The organism is Synechococcus sp. CS-1329 (genome assembly GCF_025128055.1).
Classification (GTDB): Bacteria; Cyanobacteriota; Cyanobacteriia; order PCC-6307; family Cyanobiaceae; genus Regnicoccus_A.
In genome coordinates, this window is sequence record NZ_JAHLYS010000024.1 from 1 (window position 1) to 23572 (window position 23572).

Genomic DNA, 23572 nt, shown 5'->3' on the forward strand with positions numbered 1-23572 from the left:
CATGGCGACCCTGGCCTTGAACTCGGGGCTGTGGGTTCGGCGTTTGCTCAACTCCTTCGGAGAAGGCTTCGCCAACGTTGGGAGCCCCTTTCAGGGGCGGTGCCCCGCCTCAGAGGTTAACGATGGGCCCTGTCCAGAAAAGCCAGACCACCTCATAGAGCACCATCAGTCCGGTGCCGAAGCTGGCCATGAGGCTGGGGAGCAGGAAGCGGGAATCACGGGCCAGGCGGCCATAAATCAGGGCGACCTCGCCCAGAGGCAACCGCGCCCTCCTCTCCCCCTGGGGCAGGCGATGGGCCTCCGTCAACCCACGCGAAACGGCCACCGCCGTGGCCGCTCCCAACAACGCCAGCAGCAGAAAATCGCCCCGCCACGGAGCCACCCGGGCGATCTGTCCGTCCAAAAAGGGCGCCAGGCCGAGGGCCAGGGCAAAACTCATCGCCACGTAGGACATCGCCCGTGTCAACGACCGATCGCTGAAGACATCGCGCAGACAGGCCCTCGACACAGAGGTGCCGCAACCGGCGCCGATGCCCTGGATCAGGCGCAGGATCAGAAAGGGAACAAAACCCGGGACCAGCCATCGGAGAGAGGTCCCCAGGCCAACTGCGAGAGGCCGTAGCCCAGTGCATAGGCGGTGATCGTCTCCTGGCTGGAAGCGGCGCTCACCTGAAAGTCGCGCGCCAGCTGCGGCAGGGAGGGCAGATCGATGAACAGCCCCGCCTGGCCCAGAAACGTGGCAGCGCAGCCGTAAAGAATCGGGCTTCGTTGCGCTGCCGCTGAAGTGATGCCGAATCCTGCATCTGAGCGTTGATCGTATCGGCGGCCACAAGCCAAAACGCTGCAGCAGGGCCTGTCTGGCGACAGGGCGCGCCATGGTGGAGCGGTAGCCGCCGCAGCGAGCATCGTGAAGGCAGAACCGCCTGAATCCAGCAGCGCCCCTGAGGTGGGCGGCGGCTGGCCCGTGATCGACGGCTGGGCCAAGGCCACCCTCTCCCCCCAAGGCCCCCTGCTCTGGCAGACCCTGCTGCACAAGAGCGCCTGCCTCTCCTGCGCCTGGGGCACCGGCGGCCAGAATGGCGGCTTTCGCGATGAGCTGGGCGAACCGCTGCAGCGCTGCCTCAAGAGCGTCGAGGCGATCGGGGCGGAACTGCAGGCGGCGGTGCCCGAGGCGGTCTTCGGTCAGCGCAGTCTCCAGGAGCTGCAGCGGCTCAGCTCGCTGGAGGCCGACCGCCTCGGTCGCCTCAGCCATCCCCTGATCCTGCGCGAGGGGCGCAGCCATTACGAGCGCCTCAGCTGGGACGACGTGCTGGAGCTGGCCGAAACGGCCTTCCGGCGCCCGCCGGAGCGGGTGGCCTCCTACAGCTCCGGCCGCTCCTCCAACGAGGCCGCCTACCTGCTGCAACTGCTGCTGCGGGCCTGGGGCTCCAACAACCTGGCCGACTGCTCCGACCTCTGCCACGCCCCCTCCACCGTGGGCCTCAGCGAGGTGTTTGGCTCCGGCACCTCGATGGTGAGCCTCGAGAGCCTGCAACAGGCCGAGTGCGTGGTGCTGGTGGGCTCCAACGCCCCGGCCAACCACCCGCGGCTGATGAACGAGCTGATCCGCCTGCGCGAGCGCGGCGGCAGCGTGATCGTGATCAACCCGGTGCTGGAGGTGGGCCTGCTCAAGTTCGGCTCGCCGGCCTTTCCGATCAAGTCGATGCTGCGGGGCTCGGAGATCGCCTCGCTGTTCCTGCAACCGGTGCCGGGCAGCGACACCGCCGTGTTCCTTGGAATCCAGAAGGCGCTGCTGGAGGCCGGTCAGGTTCGGCTGGAGTTCCTCAAAGCCCACGCCGAAGGCGCCGAGGCGGTGCTGGAGCAGCTGCGCACCACCAGCTGGGAAGCGATCAGCGCCTGCTGCGACCTCAGCCGCGAGGAGCTGGAGCAGGCCGCCGCCGTGATCGCCCGCTCCAGCGGCGTGGTCTTCGCCTGGGCGATGGGGATCACCCACCACGCCAACGGCACCGCCAACGTCCATGCCATCGCCAACACCGCCCTGCTCAGCGGCAACGTGGGTCGGCCCGGCGCGGGCACGATGCCGATCCGCGGCCACTCCAACGTGCAGGGCTTCGGCTCGATGGGCGTCACGGTGAAGCTGCGCGCCGAGATGCAGCAGGCCCTCGAAGCGCTGCTGGGCCGTCCACTCAGCCGGGTGCCCGGCTACGACACCCGCGCCCTGATCGAAGCGGCGGAAGCCGGAGGGGTGGACACCCTGCTCTGCCTGGGGGGCAACCTCTGGGGCGCCAACCCGGATTCCGAGCAGGCCCGCCGCGCCCTCGGCCACATCGACACCGTGATGTATCTGGCCACCAAGCCCAACCAGGGGCACTTCCATGGCCTCGGCGCCCGCCAGACCCTGGTGCTGCCGGTGTTCAACCGCTTCGAGACCCCACACCGCACCACCACTGAATCGGGCAACAACTTCGTGCGCCTGAACGAACCCGGCACCACCCACCTCAAGCGCGCCGACCTGATCAGCGAGGTGGGCTTCCTGGCCGAGCTGGCCCGGCGGCTGATGGGCAGCGAGCCCGTGGACTGGGGCCGCCTCCAGGATCCTGTGTATGTGCGCCAGTTGATCGCCCGCACGGTGCCCGGCTATGGCCCGATCGCGGCGATCGATGCCACCAAGCGCGAATTCAGCGTGGAAGGGCGGGTGTTCGAGCAGCCCAGCTTCCCGACGCCGTCAGGGAAAGCACGGATGGAGCCCACACCCCTGCCGGCGCTGCAGCTGCCTGAGCCGGCCCACTTCGGTGGCCTGGCGCCGGGGGAGAGCGGCCTGGTGCTGGCGCTGATCACCGCCCGCAGCTACGGCCAGCACAACACGGTGGTCTACAAGGCGGGCGACGCCTACCGGGCCATGCCCCACCGCCAGACGATCCTGATGAACCGCGCCGACCTGGCCCGCACCGGCCTGGCCGCCCACCAGCGGGTGACGGTGCAGGGCGAGGCCGGCCGCCTCGAGGAGATCGAGATCATCCCCGGCGAGATCCGCGAGGGCGCCGCGCTGATGTTCTATCCGGAGGTGAACGCGATCATCCGCGCCCCGGTGGATCCCCGCAGCGGCACGCCGGCCTTCAAACGGGTGCCGGTGCTGGTGCGCGGCGGGCTCAGGCCGGTGGCGACGGCGCCAGGCGCCGCGTCAGCTGGTGCAGGGGCAGGCTGAGCAGGATCAGGCCGAAGGCAGCGGCGCTGTTGGCGGTGTCGTTACCGATGGCGGCGATCAGGAAGGCCAGGGAGCCCAGCCAGACGATCAGCGCACTGATCGGATAGCCCGGGTCGCGGAAGGGCCGCTCCAGGCCGGGCTCCCGCCAGCGCAGCAGCAACAGCGAGGTGATGCCGCTCAGATACAGCAGCACATAGAGGAAGGAGGCGATCCCCAGCAGGATCGTGAAATCACCGAACGCCACCAGCAGTCCCGCCGTGGAGGCGGTCAGCACCAGGGCCAGCACGGGGGTGCCGCCGGCACTCACGGCCGCGAACTGAGGCAGGAAAAGGCCATCGCGGCTGAGGCCGTAGAGGATGCGCGGCGCACCCATCACCACGGCATTCACCAGGCCGAAGGAGGAGATCAGCGCCAGCACCACGATCAGCTGGGAGCTCCACGACCCGAAGATCACCTCGGCGGCATCGGCCAGGGGCAGCACCGACCCGGCGATGCGCGAGACCGGCAGCAGCCGCAGCAGGGCCAGGTTCACCAGCAGATACAGCCCCGCCACGCTGAGCACGCCGCCCACCAGGGAGCGGGGCAGATCCTTGCTGGGCTCGGCGAATTCCTCGGCGAAATAGATCGGGCTGTGCCAGCCGTCGTAGGTGGTGATCACCGCCTGCATGGCGAACACCGCACCGATGCCGAGGCTGATCCCACCAGCCGCCAGAGGATCAGCGGGGCCCGCGGCCTCCAGCAGCGGCTCGGACAGGCCCGCCAGCTCCCTCACCGGAGGGTGCAGGAAGCAGGCCGTGATCAGACCGAGGAAGGCGATGGCCTTGCCCAGGCTGAGGATCTTCTGGCTGAGGCTGCCGGCCTCAAGGCCCAGCTGCTGGATCAGCGCAAAGGCCAGCAGCACCAGCAGGGCCACCACCTTGCTGCCCACGGGCAGGGCCGGCAGCAGACCGATCGTGTAGTCGCCGATGGTGACCGCCACCCAGGCCAGGCCAGCGCAATGGCCCACCCAGTCGATCCAGCCCACGGAGAAGCCGGCCTGATCCCCCAGGGCCCGACGGGCATAGACAGTCCAGCCGCCGGCTTTGGGCATGGCCGTGCTCAGTTCGGCCACAGCCAAGGCCCCCAGCAGGGCATAGAGCGCCCCCACCACCCAGGCGGCCAGGATCAGGGGCGCACTGCCGAGCTGCTCGGCCACCAGACCGGGGGTGCGCAGTATGCCGGCCCCGATCGTGCCCCCCACCGCCCCGGCGATTCCAAAGCTGACCCCGAGGATCTGCAGCAGTGAGCCGGACTGGGCTGGTGCTGGTTCGGGTGCAGCAGCGGTTGCTGGTTCAGTATTGGACATCGGGCAGCCTGCGATCAGCGCTGGCGGAACCCGAACCGGCTCCCACCAGCGGCGAGTCTGCTTGGCGGCCAGGGGGCAGTGACTTACCGGGGAGTCATCGCCCCGCCGGTTCCTGTGCCCGTTTCCGCTAGAGGCGGGCACTCCAGATTCCCCTGCCACGAACCACCTCCCTTGGAGTGGGCCGCCCAGGTGATGCCGGGGCGGCCATCACGAGCCACCGCCTTGCATGAGCGCCGCTCTCCCGCAGCGGTGGTCAGCAGAGCATCACCCGTCTGGCAGCTGTAGGTCTCTTTCGTCCCTTTGCCACTGGCCCTACAACCGACCAGGTTGGAGAAGCTCACCTTCGATCCATCCTCCATCGCTTTCTTGCCGAGATAAGTGGCAAAGGAGGTGGGGTCGGGCTTGAACGGCAGGGCGACGGCAGCCAATGGCAAGCTGAGCACCAAGAGGGCCAGCGCGACTTGAAACGTGTGGCGCATGAAAGGCAAGGCGATTGACGGCTGAAGCGAACGCATGGGCGTTCTTTCGATCATCACCCGCCCAGATAAGCCATCTCCGCATGGGGCCGTTGAGTTGTGACAGTCCCTGAAGATTGCCCCTGGGCGCGCTGCTCGCTGTAACGGTCGTGGCGTGCACTCCAGAGGCTGTGCAGTCCTTCGTTCAGGTTGCCGCCAGCGGCGGCAGAGGCGCGCAGCCAGGGTTTGAGATCCAGGCCGCTGGAGGCGAACAGACAGGTGTAGGCCACCCCGTCGGCGGTGACGCGCAGGCGGTCGCAGTCGCCGCAGAAGGGGGCGGAGATCGAGGCCACGACGGCCAGATGGCCCGCTCCATCGCGATAGCGCCAGCGGCTGGCCGTGCCATGGGCCTGGCGACCCAGGGGCACCAGGGGCCAGTGGGCGCCGATCCGGCGCACCATCTCGGTGGCGGGCAGCACCAGATCCGGCTGCCAGCCGTTGCGGTTACCCACGTCCATGAACTCGATCAGACGCAGCTCGATCCCCCGCTGGCGGGCCAGCTGCGCCAGCGGCAGCAGCTGATCCTCGTTGCGGCCCCTGGCGATCACGGCGTTGAGCTTGAGGGCGCCGGCGGCGGGATCGAAACCGGCGGCGGCGGCATGGTCGAGGGCGGCCAGCACCTTCTCGAGCACGGTCTCACCGGCCGCCGGGCCGCCGGCGAGACCCGCCATGCGCGCCACCGTGGCGCCATCGGTGCCATCGAGGCTGACGCTGATCCGATCCAGGCCAGCCGTCCGCAGGGCCTGGGCCCGCTCGACGCTGAGCAGCACCCCATTGGTGGTGAGGGCGATCTCGTTCAGCCCCGGCTCGCCAGGGCTGGCCGGGGCTGAACGCAGGGGCTGCAGGGCCGCCACCAGCTCCTCCAGACCCCGGTGCAGCAGGGGTTCCCCACCGGTGAGCCGCAAGCGACGGAAGCCCAGCGCCGACGCCGCGCTCACCAGCTGGAGCCGTTCAGCCTGGGTCAGCAGCTCGGGAGGGTCGTGGCTGTCCGGGCAGCAGTAGGGGCAGGCGAGGTTGCAGCGAGCGGTGAGGGAAAGACGCAGCACTCCACCCGGGCGGCCCAGTTGATCAAGGGGTGGGGTCGAAGCTGCCACATCTGCCCGGCCGGAGCGGCCGGCTGCCGGGAGTTCAGCCTGGCGCAGACCCGCTGAAACCGTCGCCTGGCGCCGGCCCGCAATCGGCCGGGGTATTGGCATTGAGCAGCTGGACGGGATCGAGGTCCACGGCGCAGACGCAACGGGTCTGCTCCAGCCAGCGCAGCAGGCTGCGGCCGCCCCGGCCGGTGAAGGCCTCCGCCGCCGCCCGGTTGGAGGGGGTGGCCGGATAGAGGCCCAGCAGGGGCTGCAGGCGGCGGCCGTCATGGGCCAGGTGAATGGTGTCGGGATCAAAGCCGGCCTCGGCAGCACCCACCAGGGTCCGCAGGCTCTCCAGCTGCAGGCGCGGCATATCCACCGGTGCGAGCAGCAGGCGCTGGCCGGGGTGGAGCGCCATCAGCCGGGTGAGTGCCAGCAGGGGTCCCTCCCGGGGCGGCGGCTCCAGCAGCACCTCAATCTCCAGCCCGAGCCGCTGGTTCAACTCATGGGCCAGCCGGCCGTGGGAGCGGTGACGACTCACCAGGGTGAGCGGGACTCCAAGACCAGCGAGCAGCTCCAGGGCCTGCTCCAACCAGGTGCCGCCATGGGGGTGGGGCAGCAGGGCCTTGTCGGTGCCCATGCGCCGGCTGTCCCCACCACTGAGGAGGCAGGCCCGCAGGGGGACCGGTTGCGGCCTGGGATCAAGGCGCGACGGGCCGCCGGCTGCTCCGCTCATCCACGAACTGAAGCACGCTGGCGACCACCACTTCCAGACTCAGTGCTGGGCGAAGGGACCCTGCTTCATCATCCGCGCCGAGACTTTCTTCTCCGGATCCACTCCGGCGAAGGTGGGTGGCAGCCAGACCCTCACCACCAACAGCAGGGCCATGGTGATCAGGAACATGCAGACCGCCAGGATCTGGTGCCAGTCGGTTTCAAGCACGCCGTTCACAATCACTTCCCGCAGCACCGACACGATCGCGATCTCCACCGACACACCGATCGACACCCTCTGCTCCTGCAGATAGATGATCAGCAGGCGGAACAGCTCCACCAGGATCAGGATGAAGAGGATGTCAGCGGTGATGGCGTGAAACTGGGGCGCCATCAGCAGCGTTGAAAAGAGGATGCGCATCTGCAGCACCATCACGCAGAACAGGCCCACGCAAAGGGACACCGCGATCAGGTCCTGAATGGCTTCCAGCGACTGAACGATCTGGACACGGCGGAACTGCTGGTACCAGCGCACATCGCCCGGGAGCGGTGTAGCCGAGCCGACCGAGGCCGGCAGCGGTTCGGCGTGGGCCGGCGGCCGCTCGACGCTGATCGGCTCAGCGGTGCTGGTGGGAGTGACGGTTGGGGTGGGTGAACTCACGGGGAATCGGGCTCAGCGATCGGGAATCTGTGGGCTGACCTTAGGCGGCACTTTTCTTATGGGTCAACCAGTGAACGATGAGGTTTGTTGATTGGCGCCATAGGCCCCTGCTCCCACGGCCACGTCCACACCCCTCCAGCACGGGCGATGGGCGAGCATGGGCTGTGGCCCCCCTTGCACCACCGACCCAGTGCCAGCTCCCGCCAAGGCTCAGTGCCCCTACTGCGGGGTGGGCTGTGGCCTGGAGCTCAAGCCACCGGCGGCAAACACCCCCAACAGCAGCAGCAGCCCAGCAGACAGCCCAGAGGGCGCCGCTGCGATCTGGTCGGTGCGGGGAGACCGGCAGCATCCCTCCTCCCTCGGCCAGGTGTGCATCAAGGGGGCCACGGTGGCCGAAACCCTGGATCGCAATCGCCTGAGCACCCCCCTCTGGCGCGAGCAGCGCGACCAGCCCTTTGAGGCCATCAGCTGGGAGCGGGCCTTCACGATCCTGGTGGAGCGGATCCAGGCCATTCAGGCGGAGCGGGGATCCGCTGGGATCGCCATGTATGGCTCCGGCCAGTTCCTCACCGAGGACTACTACGTCGCCAACAAGCTGATCAAAGGCGCCCTGGGCACCAACAACTTCGATGCCAATTCACGGCTGTGCATGAGCTCGGCGGTGTCGGGCTACAAGCTCAGCCTGGGCTCCGATGGCCCCCCCTGTTGCTACGACGACCTCGACCTGGCCGGCACGGTGCTGCTGATCGGCACCAACACCGCCGAATGCCACCCTGTGCTCTTTCAACGGCTGCTCAAGCGCAAGCGCCGCCAGAAAGACGCGCTGCAGCTGATCGTGGTCGACCCCCGGGCCACCGCCACCAGCGAGGCGGCCGACCTGCACCTGGCCATCCGCCCGGGCACCGACCTGGTGCTGCTCCATGGCGTGGGCCATCTGCTGCTGCAGCTGGGGGCCGTGGATCCGGAGCGGGTGGCGGCCAGCGCCGATGGCTTCGCTGAGCTGGCCGCCCTCTGGGCCGACTGGACACCGCAACGGGTCTGCAGCCTCTGCGGCATCGAGGAGGCGGCGCTGCGGCGCCTGGCGGCGCTCTGGGCCGCCAGCAGCGGGGTGCTCAGCCTCTGGTCGATGGGGGTGAACCAGAGCGTGGAGGGCACCGCCACGGTGGCGGGGATCATCAACCTGCATCTGGTCAGCGGCCAGATCGGCAAGCCCGGGGCCGGGCCCTTCTCCCTCACCGGACAGCCCAATGCCATGGGCGGGCGGGAAGCCGGGGGGCTGGCCGCACTGCTGCCCGGCTACCGCTCGATCCATGAGGCCAGCCACCGGGCCGTGATCGAGCAGCACTGGGGCTTTGCCCCTGGGGCGATCTCAGCGCGCGATGGTCTCTCGGTGTGGGAGCAGATCGAGGCGATGGAGCGCGGTGAGCTGGGGCTGTGGTGGGTGGCGGCCACCAACCCGCTGGTGAGCCTGCCCTGGCTGGATCGGGTGCGGCAGGCGGTGGAGCGCTGCCCCCTGGTGGTGCTGAGCGAGCCCTACGCGGGAACCGAAACCGAAGCGGTGGCCCACCTGGTGCTGCCGGCCGCCCAGTGGAGCGAGAAGGCCGGCGTGATGACCAACTCGGAGCGCCGGGTCACCTTGTCGGAGGCCTTCCGGCCGCCCCCCGGCCAGGCCCGCCCCGACTGGTCGATCTTCGCGGAGGTGGGCCGGCGGCTGGGCTTTGCCAGCCAGTTCGCCTACGGCTCCTCGGCGGAGGTCTACGCCGAGTTCGCGGCGATCACCGCCGGGCGGATCTGCGACCACAGCGGCCTCAGCCATGGCCTGCTGGCCGAGCACGGGCCGCAGCAATGGCCGTTCCCGGCCGGCACCGCTCCGGGGGGCGGCCAGGCGCGACTGCACACCGCGGGCGTCTATCCCACCGCCAACGGCAAGGCCCGCCTGGTGGCCCAGCAACCCCTGGGGCTGGGGGAGCCGCCGGATGCCCGCTTCCCTCTGGTGCTCACCGTGGGGCGCTACCTCGGCCACTGGCACACCATGACCCGCACCGCCCATGTGGAGCGGGTCAGCCGCAGCCACCCGGAACCCCTGCTGGAGATCCACCCCGCCGACGCGAAGCGCTGCCAGCTCGAGGATGGCGGCCAGGCAAGGGTGAGCTCCCGGCGCGGATCCCTGACCGTGAAGGTGCAGATCAGCGATCGGATTCGCCCGGGCACCGTTTTCCTGCCGATGCACTGGGGCGCCGCCCAGGAGCAGGTCTGCGAAGCCAACCGGCTGATGCACGCCCTCGGCTGCCCGATCTCGAAGCAACCCGAACTCAAGGCCGCCGCCGTGCGGGTGGAGCGGGCCGAGGAGGCTGGTTAACGCTCAGCTGTGCTGCAGCACCGCCTCCACCAGCTCAGGGGAAAGGCGCAGCAGCAGGGGGCCTCCGCCGGTGGGATGGTCTTCCACCAACCCCGACTGGCGCAGCCGCGAGAACATCTTGGTGACCGTGACGCGGGTGTTGCCGATCAACTCCGCCAGGCGCTCGTGGGTGATCCGGATCGGCAGTTCGTACCAGAGGCCATTGCGTCGTCCCAGCCGCTCCACCAGCAGGGTGAGCAGCGCCCTCAGGCGTTTTTCGGTGTCCGGGTGATGGCGGATCATCAGCAACTCCAGGGTCCAGGTGCTGAGGTCGGTGAGATCAGCCAGCGCTTCAGCTCGCTCCACCCGCTCGATCTGCACCTGGGTGAGGGCTTCGAGGCCCACCCAGTCGCGGCGAAGGGCGAGGGCATCGCAGACATCACCGGGCTGCAGAAAGCCGATCGTGATCTCCTGACCCGTGGAGACCAGCAGAAACACCCGCAGAACACCGGAGAGGATCCGCACCGGGGAGGTGGCCGCCGCGGTGCCGCCATCAAGCAGCAGGCTCTGACCCACCGCCATCGACAGCTGGCAGAAGGATTGATGAAGCGAAAGAGCTGTCCTCACGTGTCGTCGTGGGCGAAACGGCGGTAGAGAAAATCGAGGGCGCGGTTGCGGTAGTCGAAGTATTCGGGCAACTCCATCAGGCGGGCCCGATCGCGGGGCTGCGGGAAGGGAAGCTCAAGGATTTCGCCGATCGTGGCCGCCGGTCCGTTGGTCATCATCACCACCCGATCCGCCAGAAACAGGGCTTCATCGATGTCGTGGGTGATCATCAGCACCGTGATCTTGTGCTCCGACCAGATCTTGATCAACTCCTCCTGCAGCTCCTCCCTGGTGATCGGATCGAGCGCCCCGAAGGGTTCATCCAGCACCAGCACCTTCGGCTGCAGGGCCAGGGCCCTGGCGATCGACACCCGCTGTTTCATGCCGCCGGAGAGGCTGCCCGGCTTCTTGGCGGCGGCCTCAGTGAGGCCCACCATGGCGAGGTGCTTGTCGACCAGGGCCTTGGCCTGGCCGTTGCGCTTGAGCTCGGGAAAGACGTTGTTCACCGCCAGGGCGATGTTGTCGTAGGCCGAGAGCCAGGGCAGCAGGCAGTAATTCTGGAACACCACCATGCGATCGGGGCCGGGCTCCACGATCGGCTGCGACTCCAGCCGCACCTGACCGCTGGTGGGCTCGCGGAAGCCGGAGACCATATCGAGCAGGGTGGATTTGCCGCAGCCGGAGTGACCGATCACGCAGACGAACTCACCTTCGTGCACCTCCAGGTGCACATCGTCGAGAACGGTGTAGGGGCCGTTGGCGGTGGGATACACCTTCGAGACCCCATCGATCACCAGGAACGGCTCCGATCCCTGGCTGGTGGCTGCGGCTGAGGTGGCGGTGGGAAGGGTCTGCATCGGTTGGAAGGTGAGGAATCTCAGCGGAGCGGCGCCGCCGGCTCAGGGGTGGTGGGTCGCTCGGGCAGCACGATCGTTTCGTAGCGGATGCTTCTGCTGGAGCCGAGTTGCCGGAGATAGGCCATCGGATCGCTGGGATCGAGGGACTGGTTCTCGAACAGCGGCACAGGCAGCAGCCTGTGGCCATTGGCGCTCGGCTCAGGGGCCAGTTCGCCGCTGGCCTGGGCAAAGAGATCGGGGCGCTGAACGCGCTCCAGCACCTCGCTCCAGTTCTCGGGGAAAGCGGTGATGCCCCAGCGGGCCAGCTGAGTGAGAATCCAGAGCCCGTCGCGGCTGTTGGGGGCGTTGGCCTGGGCGGCGTGGAACCGGTTGAAGTCCGGGATCAGCTCCGGAGTGCCGGTGCCACGGTCGTAGGGGTCCACCAGGCCTGGCCGGATCGTGGCCAGTTCGGTGCCCACGTACTCGCGGCGGGCCAGCAGTTCGGCCACCTCGGCACGGTTGGCGGGGTCCTGGCAGTAGCGGCAGGCCTCCAGCAGTGCCTTGATCAGGGCCTGGTGGGTGCGGGGATGGGCCGCAGCCCAGTCTTCGCGAACCCCGAGCACCTTTTCGCAGTGGCCGGGCCAGAGCTCGCTGTCGGTGGCGATCACCGTGCCCAGCTGCTGCTGAACGGCCCGGCTGTTCCAGGGTTCGCCAACGCAGAAGCCATCAATGGTGCCCGCCTTGAGGGTGGCCACCATCTGGGGGGGAGGGATCACGATCAGGCTGACATCGCGGTCGGGATCGATGCCGGCCGAGGCCAGCCAGGCCCGCAGGATCAGGTTGTGCATCGACGCCGGATGCACCATGGCCAGCACCGGCTTGCGCTCGGGATGGGCTGCGATCCAGGCCTTGAAATCGGCGAGGCTGCGCACACCGGCGTCGTGGAAGCGGCGATGCAGCGTGACGGCGTTGCCGTTACGCGAAAGGGTGAGCGCCGTGACCATGGGCAGGGGCGGTTTGCCCTGGGAGCCGAGGGTGATGGCCAGAGGCATGCCGGCCACCATCTGAGCGCCGTCGATCACCCCCTCGCGCAGGTTGGCCTCCAGGGTTTTCCAGTTGGTCTCGCGCTGGAGGCTGACCTGATCGAGCCCGAATTTGACGAAGAATCCCTTCTCCCTGGCCACCACCAGGGGGGCGCAGTCGGTGAGGGGGATGAAGCTGAGGCTGAGGTTGACCTTCTCGAGGTCGTTGGCCGCGATGGCCGCCGAGGGATTCAGCCGCTGCTTGCGGGCCTGCTTCTGCTGGGTGAGGAACTGGACCACCTCACCACGCAGGCTGTAGTAACCAGGGTCTTCAACCACGGTGAGGTGGGTGCGGGGGCGGGCCAGGGGCACATCGAGGATCTGGCCGATGTAGGCCTCAGGGCCATTGGTCATCAGCACCACCCGATCGGAGAGCAGCAGGGCCTCATCCACATCGTGGGTGACCATCACCGTGGTGACCTTGGCCTCCTCACAGATGCGCATCAGCTGCTCCTGGAGATTGCCGCGGGTGAGGGCATCAAGAGCCCCGAAGGGTTCGTCGAGCAGCAACAGCTTGGGGCGCAGGGCCAGGGCTCGGGCAATCGCCACCCGCTGCTTCATTCCACCGGAGATCTCACTGGGGAACTTGTCGGCGGCGGCATTGAGACCCACCAGTTTGATGTTGTAGTCAATGATCGAGTGGCGCTCTTCCTGGGTGGAGCCCAGCATCACATTATCGACAGCCAGAGCGATGTTCTGACGGACTGATTTCCAGGGCAACAGGGAGTAGTTCTGGAACACCACCATCCGATCCGGGCCTGGCTCAGTAACTTCCCGACCAGCCATCAGGATCCCACCTTCGCTGGCCCTGGTGAGGCCAGCGAGCAGATTGAGCAGGGTGGACTTGCCACAACCGGAATGGCCCACCAGAGAAAGAAATTCTCCTTCGGCCACGTTCAGGAAAATATCCTTGAGAGCCACATAGCTGCCACCATCCTTGAGCGGAAAGGTCTGGGTGACGTTATCAACAGTGAACAGAGCTGGCATGATCAGTGTCCTCCACTCACCTTCGAGCCCACATAGGCCACGAGGCGGTCCAGCAGCAGCCCCACGATCCCCACATAGACAATCGCCAGAATGATCTGACTGGCACTGGTGTCACCACCGGCGTTGTAGGCATCCCAGATGAAATAGCCGATACCACCATCGGCCTTGAGCATTTCTGCCGCCACAATCGCCAGCCAGGCCAGACCCACAGCAATGCGCAGACCGGTGAACACGTAAGGGACCGTGGCCGGAATTACAATCTCGCGGATGTAAGAGCGCTTACGTAAACGCAGCACCCTGGCGACATTGGTGTAATCCTGCGGGATCTGGCGGATGCCCACAGCTGTGTTGATGATCACCGGCCAGATCGAGGTGATGAAAATCACGAAGACCGCTGAAGTATTGGCATCCTGGAACACCATCAAGGCAATGGGGAACCAGGCCAGCGGTGGCACCGTGCGCAACACCTGAATCACCGGATCAAAGCCCTTACCGATGAAACGGTTGAGGCCCAGAAGGCCCCCGATGGCGATGCCCACCACGCCAGAAAGGCTATAGCCAATCGCCACCCGCTGCAGCGAGATCAGAATCTGCCAGCCGAGGCCCTTGCTGGTCCCCCCGTCGTCATAGAAGGGATCGCTGATGTAAGGATCCCAGGTGTCCACCACCACTTTGATGGGCCCAGGCAGCCGGGCAGGCCCGAGGATGCCCGAGAGCAATTGCCAACTGATCAGGAAGGCCCCGATACAGATCACATAGGGGACCATTCCCTTGAGAATGGCTGAGTTGAACGGACGGGGTCTCCGCCGCTCGAGGGGAGCAGTGAGGGTCATGGAAAGACGTTGGTGAGTCGGGCTGGATCCCGATCAGGTCAGGCCAGGGCCTTGAACTTGAGCGAATCGAGGTAGGCCTTGGGGTTCTCGGGGTCGAAGACCACACCGTCAAAGAAGGTTTCCTTGCCGCGGGAATCGGAGGCGGGAATGGCCTTCTCCTGACCGATGGCGATGGCGGCCTCCTTCCAGAGGTCGGAGCGGTTGACCTTGTCGATCAGAGCTTTGGTATCGGTGGTCTGGGGCAGGTAGCCCCAGCGGATGTCTTCGGTGAGGAACCAGAGGTCGTGGCTCTTGTAGGGGAACGAGTGGGAGTCGGTCTCCTGCCAGAAGTGCATTCTCAGGGGTGAATCGGTGACGCTGCGGCCATCACCGAATTCGAAGGTGCCAGCCAGACGGGGCTTGATGTCCGCGACGGGAGTTTTGAAGTATTTGTCCTTGGAGGTGATCTCACACAACTCATCCAAGTTGGCAGGATCCTGGCACCAGATCTGGGCTTCCTGAACCGCCATCAGCATGGCCTTGGTCGCCTTGGGGTTCTTATCGACCCAGTCGGCCCGCATGGAGAAGGCCTTCTCCGGATGATCCTTCCAGAGTTCCCCGGTGATCGCTCCGGTGTAGCCGATCTTCTTGTTGACGGTGCGCTGGTTCCAGGGTTCACCCACGCAGAAGGTGTCCATGGTGCCGGTCTGGAGGTTGGCCACCATCTGGGCCGGGGGCACCACCACCAGATCCGCTTCAGAGACCGGATCCACGCCATTGGCCGAGAGCCAATAGCGCATCCAGAGATCGTGGGTGCCGCCGGGGAAGGTCATGGCGGCCTTGAGCAAGGAGCCGCTGGCCTTCTTGCGATCAGCGATCTCTTTCACCTTGGGGCTCTGAAGAGTGACTTTCTCCTTCAGAAATTCATTGGAGAGGGAGATGCCCTGGCCATTGACATTCAGCCGCGCCAGGATGTACATGGGCAGCGGCTTGCTGGTCTTGGTGATGCTCCCCACCGTGAGCAGGTACGGCATCGGCGTGAGGATGTGAGCCCCATCAATGCCCCCGCGGTCTGCTCCCAGTTCCAGGTTGTCGCGGGTGGCGGCCCAGGAGGTCTGCTTCACCACCTTGACATCGGGCATGCCGTGCTTGGCAAAGAAGCCCTTCTCCTTGGCGATGATCAGCGGAGACGCATCGGTGAGGGCGATGAAGCCGAGGGTGGCCCCTTTCACCTCAGTGTCGGAAGCACCAGCAGCCATCGGGGCCGTGCTGGTTTCGCTCTTCTTGCCACCGCAGGCACTCAACCAGACGGCACCAGCAGCTGTGCCGGCTGCGGTGATCAGAAACTTACGGCGCGAAAGATTGGACATGGAGCCTGAACGGATGGTTGAGGTAGTCGGGCTGCGAACAATCGCAATCCGGACGGGCTCCGCAATCAAGCGCACCGAACCGGCAGGTGGTGCTGGCGCTCAGGCTGACCAACTTACTAACAAGATCACAATCCGCCACAGCTCAGCGTAGTGATTGCTACCGGGAAAGCCTCCTGTCAGCATTCACGCCCATCCGGAACCCAGCCCGAACTCCTTCAGGGCCCTGGGCAGATTGCGGTGTTCATGGCCGGGGTGACTGAGCTTGGCCAGGGCAAAGCGCTCCAACTCATCGAGGTCCTGCCACTGCGCCAATTCCACGGCGGTGCCCAGCTGCTCGCAGGCCGCCCGCAGGCGCTCGGGCACGGCATCGACTTGCTGCCAGTCGGCGGCGATGGCCGGCTCCAGGTCCTTGGCCGGACCATCGGCCAGCTTGGCGCTGCGCCCCTTCAGCCACTGGCGCAGCTCAGTGATGGCTTCAGGCCCATCGGCCCAGGCCAGCAGCCGCCCCCGTTCGCTGGGGTCCAGGCCGTGCCAATGGCTCAACTTGAGCTTGACGCCAGCCAGATCGAGCTTGCGGCGCACCGCCATCGGCAGGCAGCGCAGATCATCGACAAAATCAGCTTCAAAGGCAAAGCAGCGCTCGTGCAGGCTCATGCCGAGAGCTCCTGACGCAGACGTTCGCCGCTGCGGGCCGCCAGCAGGGCCCTGGCCTGCGCCATGCCCGCACCAAGGCTGTCGCAGCGATCCGCCTGCCACCAGTACACCGCCAGATTCCAGAGCAAGGCGTCAGCCAGGGGTCCCACACCCACCAGCGCCGCCAGGGCCTGATCGCGCCAGATCTCCAGGGTCTGCCAGGCCACCTCCTGGGCGGTGATGCCGTGGTCGCGGGGGTGCAGCAGGATCCGTTCCATGGCGCCGTGGCGGCGGCGGGCGGTGATGCCGGCCCTGGTGGTGGGCAGGTCGGTGGAGCCTTCCAGACCCTTGACCGTGTACAGATCGAGTTCACCGGCGTGGCCCAGGGCCTCCCAGGCACGGCTTTCGGTGGGGGGGTGCACGAAGCCGCTCACCAGCAGGTGCTCCCCCTGATGGGGGGTCCAGAGCAACTCCAGGCTGGCCACGGGCGGCCGCTTGCCGATGGCATCGCGCACGGGCAGCAGGCGCTGGGCACGGGGGAAGTGCTCCGGCTGGTGGGTGAGGGCCAGGCCGAAACGATCCAGCCGCCGCTGCACCGCCTCCAGGCTCAGGCCCCGCCATTCGATCCCCAGGGCCGCGAACAGCTCCGCCAGGGTGACGCCGTATTTGACGGGCATGGGATCGCCGCCATGGAGCACCACCGGCTGATCCGCCGCCGCCAGCACCAGGGCCAGCAGGGGCAGCACCGGCGCCGTGCGGTTGCGGCCGTCGTAGGGGACACCGAAGCAGAGGGGCTTGCGCCCCGGACTGCTGAGGGCGGGGCCCAGCAGCCGGTAACTGTCGAGCATGCCGGTGAGCTCGATCGGTGACGGCCGGCGAATGCGGTGGGCGATCAGGAAGGCCCCCAGCTGGGCCTCGCTGATCTCTCCCATCAGCATCAGGTCCATGGCCTCACGGGCCTCGGAGCGGGTCAGCCCCGTGCTGGTGTGCTCGCCACTGCCCACCTTGGCCAGCAGTTCCCGGAAGCGCAGCGCATCTGAGGTGAGCTGCGGCCGCCTCGGCACCTGCCCACGGACCAGCTCTGGAACCATGTTTGGTACTACCTGCAACAAGAAAAAGCGGCACGTGCTGGGACGCTAAACGCTCAGGCCTCAGAGTTCGGGAGCGTTCGTGACTTCAGCTCAACCATCCGCAGGAGGGCCTCTCAGTCAGGTCGTGGCTCCCGTGAAGCTGAGCAAGGTGGAGAAGGCCAAGGCCGAAGCCTGCGGGCTGGATCTGGCCCCGCGTCTGGCCGCCCTGGGAGCTGAAGGGTGGGAATCCCTGGATGAGGCCACCCTCACCATCCATCTCAAGTGGCTGGGCATCTTCTTCAGGCCCGTGACGCCGGGGCGTTTCATGGTGCGCCTGCGCCTGCCCAACGGCGTGCTCAGCGCCGATCAACTGGAGGTGCTCGCCGATGTGGTCGACCGCTGCGGAGAGCACGGCAGCGCCGACATCACCACCCGGCAGAACATCCAGCTGCGCGGTCTGCTGCTGGAGGACATGGCCCCGCTGATGACCGCCCTGGAGTCAGTGGGGCTCACCAGCCGCCAGTCGGGTCACGACAACCCCCGCAACGTCACCGGCAATCCCCTGGCGGGCCTCGATCCGGAGGAATTCCTCGACACCCGCCCCCTGGTGGAGGCGATCCAGGCGGCCCTGCTGGGGCCCGAGGGTCCGCGCAACCTGCCCCGCAAGTTCAACGTGGCCGTGGGCGGAGCGCCCGACAGCTTCCTGTTGCACAACGATCTGGCCTTCCTGCCCGCCCATCACGGCGATGAACTGGGCTTCACGGTGATGGTGGGAGGTTTCTTCTCAGCCCAGCGCAACGAACTGGCCATCCCCCTGGGGCTGTGGCTGCGGGGCGAGCAGCTGCCGGCCTTCAGCCTGGCGGTGCTGCGCCACTACGAGCGGGAGGGCAGCCGCGAGAACCGCAACAAGACCCGCTTGATGTATCTCATCGACGCCCTCGGCCTGGAGGACTACCGCGCCCAGGTGCTGGACACCTTCGCGGAGTTCGTGGGCGTGGAGGAGGCCGCCGCCACCCCCACCCACGGCGGCTCCCATCTGGTGAAACGGGCCCCACGCGACATCTGCGGGGTCCACGCTCAGAAACAGGAGGGCCTGCACTGGGTGGGCCTGAACGTGCCGATGGGCCGGCTGGAGGCCGCCGAGATGGTGGAACTGGCCCGTCTGGCCCGGACCTACGGCACCGGCGAACTGCGGCTGAGCGAGAGCCAGAACGCCCTGATCGCCCATGTGCCCGAGCAACAGCTGGATGCCCTGCTGGTGGAGCCCCTGCTGGAACGCTTCCAGGTGAGCCCTGGCCCCCTGCAGGCCGAGGCGGTGAGCTGCACCGGCAACCGCTACTGCAGCTTCGCCCTCATTCCCACCAAGAGCACGGCCCAGGCGGTGGTCGACGAACTGGAGCAGCGCCTGGAGCTGCCCCATGGGGTGCGCACCCACTGGACCGGCTGCCCCAATGCCTGCGGTCAGCCCTACATGGGCCAGATCGGCCTGATGGGCGCCAAGACCCGGGTGGACGGGCAGATGGTGGAAGCCGTCAAGATCTTTCTCGGTGGCGCCATGGACGCGAATCCGAAACTGGCCGCCCTGCACGACAAGGGCGTGCCCCTCAGCCAGCTCACCGACGTGCTGGAAGGGTTGCTGGTGGAGCACTACGGCGCCCGCCCGCGTGCGGCTGCGGGCTGATCCGGCCGGGTCGGGCTGGTGGCCTGCCACCCCAAGCCCAGCGGAAGCCCGCTCGGGGCTCGACGCAGGCCGGCTCGCTCCAGTTGGCATCAAGGGCCATCAGGGCCTCGCGGTCGTCGCAGGGCTGGCCGCCATAGAGCAGTGCGGTGATGCGATCAGGATCGATCTCCAGCGCAGCCACTTCCTCCCAGAGCCGGCGGGTGAGCTCCCGGTCGGCACGAACGAACTGGGCTTCGGCCAACTGGCGCACAAGGGTGAACACCAACTGCTGCTGCTTGACCTGAGCGAAAGTGGCCGGCATCAGCCCCGCCGACCTGGCGCCGCTGCCGGCGCAGGCTCCTCGATCCATCGAGGTTGCTGTGGTGGCGTAGCCCATGGCGTCCTTGCCCTGACGACTGTGTCTTATTCCTTGCTAAGCGGGGAGCAAGCCCTTCACCAGGTCCAGTCGATGAAACGTATCAATGGAGACACTTTGCAATTCAGCCCAGCCGCGTGGGGCCAGCTGATGGCGCAGGCGAAACCCTTGTGACATCCCGACCGTGCCAGCTGCCAGCTGAAGGCAGCCCGGAGCGCTGGCCCTGGCTGCAGCGCCTCAGGCGTTCGGATGCCGTGGAGCCTGGCCCCTGGCTGGAGGCCATCGAGCAGGGTTCGTTGCCTGTCGCCAGCGACCTGGTGGCGGTGCTGGTGGAGAAGCTCGATGGCGCTGGATCGGCCCGGCTACTGCGCTGGTGGCTGGCCCTGCCCCCCAGCAACGAGCCTGCGCTGATGACCCAGCGGCTGGAGCTGCTGGATCTGATCGGCCGCCGCCGCGATCCCGCCTGCGCCGCCCTGCTGCGCGCCGCCGTGGCCGAACGGCCGGATCCGGCCCTGCTGGCGCTGCTCGGGCACCAACGGGACCGGCGCGACTTCGTCCGCCTCGAGCAGCTGGCCCGCCGGGCCGGCCCGGCGGCATCGCGTCGCGCGGCCCTGGAGGGCCTGGCGGTGGGGCTGAGCGTCTGGCCCCAGGCGGCGCTGCAACACCTGCTGCAGGAGCTCTGCACCGACCTCGATGCCCCCCTGGCCTCCCAGGCTGTGGATCTGCTCGCCCGCCTGCCCAACGCCCGCCGCGGGCTGGAGCAGGTGCTGGAGCGCCCCCTCGAGCCCGGGGCGGAAGCCCGTGCCCGGCGCCGCCTGGCGGCGCTGCCACGCAGCCCGCTGCTGCTGGTGGTCCATGGCCGCGCCGGGGGGGTGATTCCCGAGGAGCTGCAGACCCTGGCCCAGGAGCTGGAGCAGCGCCGGCGCGCTCCGGTGCAACTGCAGACCCTCAGCGGCAACCCGGTTGCACCCGAAGCCTCCCCCGTGCCGGGGCAGCCCCAGCGGCCGCTCACCCTGGTGCCCCTGCTGCTGCTGCCCGGCAACCACGTGCGCCACGACATCCCGGCGATTGCGGCGGCCTGGCGCCGCCTCGGCCCCCTGCGGCGGCTTCCCTTCCTGGGGGCGTGGCCCAGCTGGCAGGGCGCGATCGCCGACGAGCTGGCAGCCCTGTCTGAGCTGGCGGCCAGCAGCGGCCTCGCTGCGCCACCGCTGCTGCTGCATCACCCGCTGGAGCCGGGCGTGGCTGACCGCTACCTGGCCCATCTGGGGCGCCGCTGCGCAGCGACATGTCAAGCCACTCCATACACTGCGACAGATCTTGAGGACCTGGCCCTGGCAATCCGCGGCGCCGCCCTGCCCCTGGCCCTGGCCGCGAACCGGCTCACCGAGAACCTGCCAACGGCGCTGGGGGCGCCGCTGCTGCAGCGGCCGCGCTTTCGCACCCTGCTGCTCGATCAGCTCGGGGCGCTGCCATGAGCGCTGTCAGCCTGGACCGTGCAGGAGCCGCTGGCGACCAGCTATCCCCGGGCACCGTCTATCTGGTGGGGGCCGGCCCGGGCGATCCAGAACTGATCACCCTCAAGGCCCACCGGCTGCTGCAGTGCTGTGATGCGCTCGTCTACGACTCCCTGGTGCCCACGGCCCTGCTGGAGCTGACGCCGGCGGGCTGCGAGCGGCACTTCGTGGGCAAGCGCCGGGGGCATCATTCCGTGCCCCAGCCCAGCACCAATGCCGTGCTGGTGGACCTGGCCCAGCGCCACCGCACGATCGTGCGCCTGAAGGGCGGCGATCCCTTCCTGTTCGGTCGAGGCGGCGAGGAAGCGGCCCACCTGGCTAGCCATGGGGTGCCGGTGCAGGTGGTGCCGGGCGTCACCGCCGGCATCGCCGCGCCGGCCTACGCCGGCATCCCGGTCACCCACAGAAAGGCGGGCTCCAGCGTCACCTTCGTGACCGGCCACGAAGAGATCGACAAGGCTCGCCCCGGGGTCGACTGGCGTGGCCTGGCCCGCAGCAGCGATGGGCTGGTGATCTACATGGGTCTGCACAACCTCCGCCGCATCTGCGATGAGCTGATCGCCGGCGAGCTGGCGCCAGAGACGCCGGCGGCGGTGATCCAGCAGGGGACGGTCAGCGGCCAGCGGTTCCTGGTCAGCAGCCTTGGGGGCCTGGCGGATGCCGCCGAAGCCGAGGGCTATGGCTCCCCCTCGATCGTGGTGATCGGCCAGGTGGTGCTGGAGCGGGTGGCCACCTGCGCGCCCCCACCGGCGGACGTGGAGATGCCGATCCCGTTCTGAGCGGGCCCGGGGAGGGGTGGTTCGGCAAGCCGCCCCACGCAAGGCCCGTCCTGGTTTGTAACGTAATGTAAAAACAGGCCATGAACGACCCCGTCTCCCTCTCCCGCGAGTTCTCCACAGCCGTGCACTCCCGCGCCATCGACAACTGCGACGACGTTGAGGAGCTGCGCCAGGTGGCCAAGACCCTGCTGCGCGCCTGGCAGCTCCAGGCTGCCTTCACAGCCGATTACGGCGCCAAGCTGCTCAACATCAAACCCCGCTGAGCAACCTGCGCCCAGCCACCATCCAGGATCACTCCAGCTGCAGCACCCCGCGGGTGCGTTCACGCCGCTGCTGCTCCTGGGCGTTGAACTCGGCCATGCAGTTGCCCCTGGGCACCAGCAGGCAGCTCACGTAACTGGAGGCATCAATCATGGCGGCACGGATCGCCTTCGCCGCCGGTGTGCGCTGGGCCTCGGAGCTGTTGGAGCCGAAATTCAGGGTGCCGGCGGCGCCGGTGAGCCCCTGGCCGGTGCGCCCCATGTTGGGCGCCAGGAAGAGCGCCAGACCGGCGGCCGGCAGCAGATTCACCCCGTTCTCGCGGGCGGCGGCCGTGTTGCTCGCCCGCCCTTCCACCGTGCGCTGACCCACCACTTCACCGGTGGTGCTGTCCACCACCCGCACGTCGATCGCCACGTAGTCCTTGGTTTCCGCCTGCTGCTTGTTGGTGCCGAAGCCCAGCAGGCCGAAGTTGCTGCCGGAGGTCTTGCTCTCCACGTTGGTCTCGTAGGAGCTGATCGTGCCCAGCACGATGTAGCGCGCCCCGGTCATCTGACCCCGCTGGGCGGCATTGGCGTTCTTGCGCACGATGCCCAGTTCGGCGAGTTCCTGCTCCGAGAGCACCGCTTTGATGTTGTTGCGCTCCACCACCTGGATGTCGCCGGTGGCCTGGAGCTCATTGGAGAGCATCGCCGCGAGATCGGTGGCCACGGGTCCCTCCCACCACCAGGTCTGCTGGGTGACGGTGTTCTTGAAATCAGGCACCGAGACGGTGGGCCGACCCACCGGGCGGGGCTGCGCCAGGGCCGGGGCTGCAACCGTGCCCAGGCCGACTCCAGCGGCCAGGAGCAGGGACGCGGAGCGGACGGACAGCCAGCCCAGGGGCGCCGTGGGAGGGCAGGTCGGGCGATCGGACAAGGCGATGGATCCAGGGGAGCCCCCATTCAACCAATGATGGCCAGGCTTGGCACAACCGCATCGGCTTCTGGCCCCACGGATCGGTTCCGTAGCGTCCTGCACCTTGATGGGAAGGGCGGTTCTGTTCAATGGAGAGACTTCACACCGCCTGGCCATCAGCGCCGGCGGTTGCCGCCATGGCCGCATCCCTGCTCCGAAACAGTGAACAGAAAGGCCCCAGACCGGCCCCGATGTTCGAGCTGATTCCCTATGAGAAGTTCCGGGATACCCCGGCCGTGCGCTTCTTCGACATCACGGTGCCCACCTCCAATGCCCGGGATCTGGTGGTGCACACCGGCCCGGCGGTGAGCCCCCCCGACGATCCTGAAACCGGGGCCTGGCAGTTCTATCTCCACCCCCACCAGGAAGACAACCTGCTGGCGATGCACGGTGGCCGCACCTTTTTTCTGGTGAACCTGGGCTGGAACTACCCCTTCCACATCGTCCGCCTCGACACCGGCGGTGACATCCTGCGCATCCCTCCCGGCACCTTCCACCGCTCGGTCTCCGATCCGGATGGCTCCCTGGTGCTCAACCAGGCCGTGCGCGAGGAGGGTGTTTCGCTGGTGCGTGAATTTCACGTCTACAACAGTCATCGCATCCCCCGGCTGTTTGCCGTCACCAGCCAGACAGCGCCCCTGCCGAAGCTGCACGGTGTGAGCTGGTGAGGGCCAAATCCGGCGCCTGCTGAGGATGGGGGTCCCGAGGATCGAACTCGGCTCAGGCGGATTATGAGCCCGCTGCATTCACCAGATTGCTAGACCCCCGAGATGGGCTCTGG

General features: G+C 67.6%; 23 protein-coding genes and 1 tRNA gene. 7 read left to right on the forward strand and 17 right to left on the reverse strand.

Annotated features, from left to right (window positions below; translation table 11 throughout):
- Positions 1–109 precede the first annotated feature (109 nt).
- On the reverse strand, positions 110–601 hold the full coding sequence (locus tag KQ304_RS04520; RefSeq protein ID WP_259735990.1) for an MFS transporter: 492 nt from the start codon (positions 599–601) through the stop codon (positions 110–112).
- Positions 553–906, reverse strand: a complete 354-nt coding sequence (locus KQ304_RS04525; protein ID WP_259735996.1) for a hypothetical protein — start codon at positions 904–906, stop codon at positions 553–555. The genes KQ304_RS04520 and KQ304_RS04525 overlap by 49 nt, the downstream gene beginning before the upstream one ends.
- Before the next feature lies 1 nt (position 907).
- Here KQ304_RS04525 and KQ304_RS04530 point away from each other — a divergent pair, with 1 nt between their 5' ends.
- Positions 908–3205: an FdhF/YdeP family oxidoreductase gene (locus KQ304_RS04530; RefSeq protein ID WP_259735925.1), complete on the forward strand. Its 2298-nt coding sequence runs from the start codon at positions 908–910 to the stop codon at positions 3203–3205.
- Here the strand turns inward: KQ304_RS04530 and KQ304_RS04535 are convergent.
- The 5 genes from KQ304_RS04535 to KQ304_RS04555 all read right to left on the reverse strand — a co-directional run bounded on the left by KQ304_RS04535 (position 3150) and on the right by KQ304_RS04555 (position 7429).
- Positions 3150–4550, reverse strand: coding sequence for an APC family permease (locus KQ304_RS04535; protein ID WP_259735926.1), 1401 nt, complete (start codon positions 4548–4550; stop codon positions 3150–3152). The two genes, KQ304_RS04530 and KQ304_RS04535, sit on opposite strands and share 56 nt — an antisense overlap.
- 83 nt (positions 4551–4633) lie before the next feature.
- Positions 4634–5065: a hypothetical protein gene (locus KQ304_RS04540; RefSeq protein WP_259735927.1), complete on the reverse strand. Its 432-nt coding sequence runs from the start codon at positions 5063–5065 to the stop codon at positions 4634–4636.
- A 17-nt stretch (positions 5066–5082) separates the two neighbouring features.
- Entirely contained in the window at positions 5083–6108 is a 1026-nt protein-coding gene (locus KQ304_RS04545) for a GTP 3',8-cyclase MoaA (protein ID WP_259735991.1), read from the reverse strand.
- An 85-nt stretch (positions 6109–6193) separates the two neighbouring features.
- Entirely contained in the window at positions 6194–6874 is a 681-nt protein-coding gene (locus KQ304_RS04550; RefSeq protein ID WP_259735928.1) for a molybdenum cofactor guanylyltransferase, read from the reverse strand.
- Positions 6875–6913: 39 nt separating this feature from the next.
- A complete protein-coding gene (locus tag KQ304_RS04555) occupies positions 6914–7429 on the reverse strand; it encodes a phosphate-starvation-inducible PsiE family protein (protein WP_399228451.1) in 516 nt (171 codons plus the stop codon).
- A gap of 241 nt (positions 7430–7670) precedes the next feature.
- Here KQ304_RS04555 and KQ304_RS04560 point away from each other — a divergent pair, with 241 nt between their 5' ends.
- Entirely contained in the window at positions 7671–9872 is a 2202-nt protein-coding gene (locus KQ304_RS04560; protein ID WP_259735929.1) for a molybdopterin oxidoreductase family protein, read from the forward strand.
- Positions 9873–9875: 3 nt separating this feature from the next.
- On the opposite strand, the gene KQ304_RS04565 is transcribed toward KQ304_RS04560, so the two are convergent.
- The 7 genes from KQ304_RS04565 to KQ304_RS04595 all read right to left on the reverse strand — a co-directional run bounded on the left by KQ304_RS04565 (position 9876) and on the right by KQ304_RS04595 (position 17268).
- Positions 9876–10433: a Crp/Fnr family transcriptional regulator gene (locus tag KQ304_RS04565; protein WP_259735930.1), complete on the reverse strand. Its 558-nt coding sequence runs from the start codon at positions 10431–10433 to the stop codon at positions 9876–9878.
- 41 nt (positions 10434–10474) lie between these two features.
- A complete protein-coding gene (locus tag KQ304_RS04570; protein WP_259735931.1) occupies positions 10475–11314 on the reverse strand; it encodes a nitrate ABC transporter ATP-binding protein in 840 nt (279 codons plus the stop codon).
- A gap of 20 nt (positions 11315–11334) precedes the next feature.
- Entirely contained in the window at positions 11335–13362 is a 2028-nt protein-coding gene (locus tag KQ304_RS04575; protein ID WP_259735932.1) for a nitrate ABC transporter ATP-binding protein, read from the reverse strand.
- 2 nt (positions 13363–13364) lie between these two features.
- A complete protein-coding gene (ntrB, locus tag KQ304_RS04580; protein ID WP_259735933.1) occupies positions 13365–14195 on the reverse strand; it encodes a nitrate ABC transporter permease in 831 nt (276 codons plus the stop codon).
- A 38-nt stretch (positions 14196–14233) separates the two neighbouring features.
- Positions 14234–15544: a CmpA/NrtA family ABC transporter substrate-binding protein gene (locus KQ304_RS04585; RefSeq protein WP_259735934.1), complete on the reverse strand. Its 1311-nt coding sequence runs from the start codon at positions 15542–15544 to the stop codon at positions 14234–14236.
- A gap of 183 nt (positions 15545–15727) precedes the next feature.
- On the reverse strand, positions 15728–16198 hold the full coding sequence (locus tag KQ304_RS04590; RefSeq protein ID WP_259735935.1) for a nitrate reductase associated protein: 471 nt from the start codon (positions 16196–16198) through the stop codon (positions 15728–15730).
- Positions 16195–17268, reverse strand: coding sequence for an anthranilate phosphoribosyltransferase (locus KQ304_RS04595; protein ID WP_259735936.1), 1074 nt, complete (start codon positions 17266–17268; stop codon positions 16195–16197). Before KQ304_RS04595 ends, KQ304_RS04590 begins: the two co-directional genes overlap by 4 nt.
- Before the next feature lie 133 nt (positions 17269–17401).
- Between KQ304_RS04595 and KQ304_RS04600 the strand changes: the two genes are divergently transcribed.
- Positions 17402–18928, forward strand: a complete 1527-nt coding sequence (locus KQ304_RS04600) for a ferredoxin--nitrite reductase (RefSeq protein ID WP_259735993.1) — start codon at positions 17402–17404, stop codon at positions 18926–18928.
- Here the strand turns inward: KQ304_RS04600 and KQ304_RS04605 are convergent.
- Positions 18861–19304, reverse strand: coding sequence for a hypothetical protein (locus tag KQ304_RS04605; protein WP_259735937.1), 444 nt, complete (start codon positions 19302–19304; stop codon positions 18861–18863). The genes KQ304_RS04600 and KQ304_RS04605 overlap by 68 nt on opposite strands.
- Positions 19305–19453: 149 nt before the next feature.
- Here KQ304_RS04605 and KQ304_RS04610 point away from each other — a divergent pair, with 149 nt between their 5' ends.
- The 3 genes from KQ304_RS04610 (at position 19454) to KQ304_RS04620 (ending at position 21839) form a co-directional block, all read left to right on the forward strand.
- Entirely contained in the window at positions 19454–20758 is a 1305-nt protein-coding gene (locus tag KQ304_RS04610; RefSeq protein ID WP_259735938.1) for a CbiX/SirB N-terminal domain-containing protein, read from the forward strand.
- Entirely contained in the window at positions 20755–21576 is an 822-nt protein-coding gene (gene cobA, locus KQ304_RS04615) for a uroporphyrinogen-III C-methyltransferase (protein WP_259735939.1), read from the forward strand. The genes KQ304_RS04610 and cobA overlap by 4 nt, the downstream gene beginning before the upstream one ends.
- Positions 21577–21656: 80 nt before the next feature.
- Positions 21657–21839 carry a hypothetical protein gene (locus tag KQ304_RS04620; protein ID WP_259735940.1) on the forward strand — a complete coding sequence of 61 codons (183 nt, stop codon included), beginning with the start codon at positions 21657–21659 and terminating at the stop codon, positions 21837–21839.
- Positions 21840–21867: 28 nt separating this feature from the next.
- Here the strand turns inward: KQ304_RS04620 and KQ304_RS04625 are convergent, their stop codons facing one another.
- Positions 21868–22752, reverse strand: coding sequence for a CsgG/HfaB family protein (locus KQ304_RS04625; RefSeq protein ID WP_311133885.1), 885 nt, complete (start codon positions 22750–22752; stop codon positions 21868–21870).
- A gap of 230 nt (positions 22753–22982) precedes the next feature.
- On the opposite strand from KQ304_RS04625, the gene KQ304_RS04630 reads away from it, so the two are divergent.
- Positions 22983–23459, forward strand: a complete 477-nt coding sequence (locus tag KQ304_RS04630) for a redox protein (protein ID WP_259735942.1) — start codon at positions 22983–22985, stop codon at positions 23457–23459.
- A gap of 26 nt (positions 23460–23485) precedes the next feature.
- On the opposite strand, the gene KQ304_RS04635 is transcribed toward KQ304_RS04630, so the two are convergent.
- Positions 23486–23558 (reverse strand) — tRNA-Ile (locus tag KQ304_RS04635).
- Positions 23559–23572: the final 14 nt, after the last annotated feature.

Coding starts and splice junctions, on each gene's coding strand:
- KQ304_RS04525 (WP_259735996.1), bottom strand. CDS start 906: ATGCTCGCTGCGGCGGCTACCGCTCCACCATGGCGCGCCCTGTCGCCA.
- KQ304_RS04535 (WP_259735926.1), bottom strand. CDS start 4,550: ATGTCCAATACTGAACCAGCAACCGCTGCTGCACCCGAACCAGCACCA.
- KQ304_RS04540 (WP_259735927.1), bottom strand. CDS start 5,065: ATGCGTTCGCTTCAGCCGTCAATCGCCTTGCCTTTCATGCGCCACACG.
- KQ304_RS04550 (WP_259735928.1), bottom strand. CDS start 6,874: ATGAGCGGAGCAGCCGGCGGCCCGTCGCGCCTTGATCCCAGGCCGCAA.
- KQ304_RS04560 (WP_259735929.1), top strand. CDS start 7,671: ATGGGCTGTGGCCCCCCTTGCACCACCGACCCAGTGCCAGCTCCCGCC.
- KQ304_RS04565 (WP_259735930.1), bottom strand. CDS start 10,433: ATGGCGGTGGGTCAGAGCCTGCTGCTTGATGGCGGCACCGCGGCGGCC.
- KQ304_RS04570 (WP_259735931.1), bottom strand. CDS start 11,314: ATGCAGACCCTTCCCACCGCCACCTCAGCCGCAGCCACCAGCCAGGGA.
- KQ304_RS04575 (WP_259735932.1), bottom strand. CDS start 13,362: ATGCCAGCTCTGTTCACTGTTGATAACGTCACCCAGACCTTTCCGCTC.
- ntrB (WP_259735933.1), bottom strand. CDS start 14,195: ATGACCCTCACTGCTCCCCTCGAGCGGCGGAGACCCCGTCCGTTCAAC.
- KQ304_RS04585 (WP_259735934.1), bottom strand. CDS start 15,544: ATGTCCAATCTTTCGCGCCGTAAGTTTCTGATCACCGCAGCCGGCACA.
- KQ304_RS04590 (WP_259735935.1), bottom strand. CDS start 16,198: ATGAGCCTGCACGAGCGCTGCTTTGCCTTTGAAGCTGATTTTGTCGAT.
- KQ304_RS04595 (WP_259735936.1), bottom strand. CDS start 17,268: ATGGTTCCAGAGCTGGTCCGTGGGCAGGTGCCGAGGCGGCCGCAGCTC.
- KQ304_RS04605 (WP_259735937.1), bottom strand. CDS start 19,304: ATGGGCTACGCCACCACAGCAACCTCGATGGATCGAGGAGCCTGCGCC.
- cobA (WP_259735939.1), top strand. CDS start 20,755: ATGAGCGCTGTCAGCCTGGACCGTGCAGGAGCCGCTGGCGACCAGCTA.
- KQ304_RS04620 (WP_259735940.1), top strand. CDS start 21,657: ATGAACGACCCCGTCTCCCTCTCCCGCGAGTTCTCCACAGCCGTGCAC.
- KQ304_RS04630 (WP_259735942.1), top strand. CDS start 22,983: ATGTTCGAGCTGATTCCCTATGAGAAGTTCCGGGATACCCCGGCCGTG.